Source organism: Winogradskyella marincola (assembly GCF_029624125.1).
In the GTDB taxonomy this organism is placed as follows: Bacteria; Bacteroidota; Bacteroidia; order Flavobacteriales; family Flavobacteriaceae; genus Winogradskyella; species Winogradskyella marincola.
Genome location: NZ_JARSBN010000018.1, coordinates 1 through 2,835 on the forward strand (window position 1 = coordinate 1; position 2,835 = coordinate 2,835).

Below are 2,835 nucleotides of genomic sequence, written 5' to 3' on the forward strand. Positions count from 1 at the left end.
ATTTTTGCTATCTTTCGGTCAACGTCGGAATGACACTCACGTGCCATTCCGTAACGAAATCATAGCCAAAACCGTTGGCAAACATTTGAGAAAAACTGTATCATAAGAAAATGAAGAACTATTTAATAATCGTTTCAATCATCTTTTTCTGTAATCTGAATTACGGACAAGTTGCAGTTATAAAAGATGTTGATGGATATACTAACGTTCGAAAACTTCCTAAAATTGACTCTGAAGTCATTTATAAACTCAGAGATTCTGAAGTATTTAGTTATCAAGAAAACGAAACAGCATCGGATTGGATAACTGTCTATATTTCAAAAAACAAATATCAAATGGAATGCGGAGAAGATGATACCTTTACGGGTTACATTCATAAAAGTCGTTTATACCCAATTGAGGATTTGAATAAGTACAACGGAACTGAATTTTCTTTTGAGTATAAGTTAAAGGAATTTAGTCTGGAAAATAAGATATCTGATTTTGACGGAAAGTGGCTGACTAAAATTAACGGACGTAGAATTTACGGAACTGATGGAAATATTCCTAAAACAGAAGTTGTCGGAATTGAAACCTCAATAAATGGAAAATCGATTGAGATTCCGAGTATTCTTTACGAGGATATTTTTGAATGCGACAATGTATTTGAAATCAATAAAAACAAGGATGATTATATTGTTCATCAATGGAATAGTGATGGTGCTGGTGGATATTTAATTGTTTGGGTTTTAGGAAACGAGAAATTAAAACAACGACTGATATTAATACCATAAAAAAAACGATTTGCCAACAATGGCTATAAGTAATTGCTTGTTCTCGCCTACTTCTGAAAATCCTCGCGGATTTTCAGTTTGGTGTGTACTTGCAAAGTTAAGTTCTAAACCACGCAACTACTCATAGCTGAGACCGTTGCCCACAATATGAAAAAACTGCTCACAATAATATTTAGTTTTATAATTAGTCTTTGTTTTTCTCAAACAAAAGAACAACTGATTGATTCAATTATTAAAGTAAACAGAGTGGAATCTGATTGTGTTGGAATTGGCTGTATGGTAAGTCCGCAATACACAAGATTCCAAGAATTAAAGAAAAAACTAACCGACAAAGAACTGACTGAATTGTCAAAACACAAAAATCCAACAATTCGGACTTACGCTTCAATTGAACTCATTCAGTCTCGTAAAGGAAACGTTCCAGAGTTACTATCAACTGAATTACAGAAAAATGAAATGGTTGAAACTTTTGAGGGTTGCATAATGGACATTGAACCGATTTCTTCAATTATCTATCACGAATATTGGAACAAAATAAGAATTGAGGCTTCCCAAAAAGTTAAAGGAAATAATTACGAGCAAGATTTAGCAATGAAAAAGGCTCTTGCGACTGACTTAATAATGGAAAAATTAGATAGTATAATTATCTATTCCAACAAAGAAATTTATTGGTTGCTTTACGATAGAACCTTTGAAAACAGAAAGCATAAGGACAATTATTTACCAAGAATTGAGGAATTAGCTTTTGACAAAAACAATTCTTATGCTTTTAAGTATTTAGAAAAATACTACAAATCAGAATACTCGGAAAAATTAGAAAACTATTTAAGAATCGACTTTCCAAAAGCCAAATTTCAAACCGAAAATGATGTTTTCTATTTACACTCATTTATAGAAACACTATTGGAAAGCAAGAACGAGGAATTTAAAAAGATTGCAATAAATAAATTAAGAACAGACGAAGTTTGGAAAGACCATAAAGGTTGGTTCAAAACGACTTTAAAAAAGCACGCAATTGAACTCTGAAAATAAAATACTGTGGGCAACAATGTATAACCGCAATTACGGCGGATTCGACTACGTCCGAATCCACTCGGAATTGCTAACGTCAGTTCTTAACCGAAAATTATTAACTTTAAATCCGTAACTGACGGTTATACGAGACCGTTAGCTGTAATTAAACAAACCGTTAGAATATTTCAAATACGGTTTTCCGTAATTAAAGATGATAGCAAATTAATAAATTAGTAACCTAAAAGAATAAAAAAATGGCAAGATGCACAGCGCCTTCACGAGGACATAGAACAGCAAGTGGTAGAGCAAATTGTCCTGCGTGTAGTAGTAGATATGGAGGATATGGTTCTAGATATTCATACCCTTCTTATGATAACTATTATTCTTCAAGCAGTAGAACATCTTCATCTGGAAATTATAATATTTCAAAAGGTAGAACCCGAAAAGCTTCTTGGTCAAAATCTAGTTCAACAATTTATTATACTTCAGCTGAGATAAATACACTTACACCTGTTAGAAAAGTCGTTGAAAAAAGAGCTGAAAAACCTGATATTAGAGATATTTTTCTATGCCACGCTTGGGACGACAGAAAAGAATCTGCATTAGAATTATACAATTTACTACAATCAAATGGTGTAAATGTATGGTTCAGTGAAAAAGACATACCATTAGGAACTTCATTTCTTCGAGAAATCGATAAAGGTTTAGCAAAATCTAAAATTGGAATTGTTCTAGTAACACCGAATTTCTTGAAAAGAGTACAGAATGAAGGTGTAGCTGAAAAAGAATTATCTGCTTTACTTGCTACAGACCAACTTGTACCTATTGTTCACAATACAACTTATGATGAATTAAGAGATGTAAGTCCATTGTTAGGATCAAGAAATGGGTTAGATACGCAAGAGGATACAATGGAAAATGTTGCAAAGAAATTGGCTGAATTGATTACTGTGAATGAAAATAACTACAGCTAACAATGTATAACCGCAATTACGGCGGATTCGACTACGTCCGAATCCACTCGGAATTGCTAACGTCAGTGCTAAAC

At 33.0% G+C, this 2,835-nt stretch carries 3 protein-coding genes; all 3 read left to right on the forward strand.

Features of this window, described 5'->3' with window-relative positions; translation table 11 throughout:
• Positions 1–110 precede the first annotated feature (110 nt).
• The 3 genes from P7122_RS15735 to P7122_RS15745 all read left to right on the forward strand — a co-directional run bounded on the left by P7122_RS15735 (position 111) and on the right by P7122_RS15745 (position 2,761).
• Complete coding sequence (locus tag P7122_RS15735; protein WP_278006757.1) at positions 111–773, forward strand: hypothetical protein; 663 nt, start codon at positions 111–113, stop codon at positions 771–773.
• A gap of 147 nt (positions 774–920) precedes the next feature.
• On the forward strand, positions 921–1,799 hold the full coding sequence (locus P7122_RS15740; protein ID WP_278006758.1) for a hypothetical protein: 879 nt from the start codon (positions 921–923) through the stop codon (positions 1,797–1,799).
• Positions 1,800–2,041: 242 nt separating this feature from the next.
• Positions 2,042–2,761 (forward strand): toll/interleukin-1 receptor domain-containing protein, encoded by a 720-nt coding sequence (locus P7122_RS15745; RefSeq protein ID WP_278006759.1) that lies wholly within the window; start codon positions 2,042–2,044, stop codon positions 2,759–2,761.
• Positions 2,762–2,835: the final 74 nt, after the last annotated feature.

Excerpts from the sequence above, each read along its gene's own strand:
- P7122_RS15735 (WP_278006757.1), top strand. The coding sequence starts at position 111 with ATGAAGAACTATTTAATAATCGTTTCAATCATCTTTTTCTGTAATCTG.
- P7122_RS15745 (WP_278006759.1), top strand. The coding sequence starts at position 2,042 with ATGGCAAGATGCACAGCGCCTTCACGAGGACATAGAACAGCAAGTGGT.
- P7122_RS15740 (WP_278006758.1), top strand. The coding sequence starts at position 921 with ATGAAAAAACTGCTCACAATAATATTTAGTTTTATAATTAGTCTTTGT.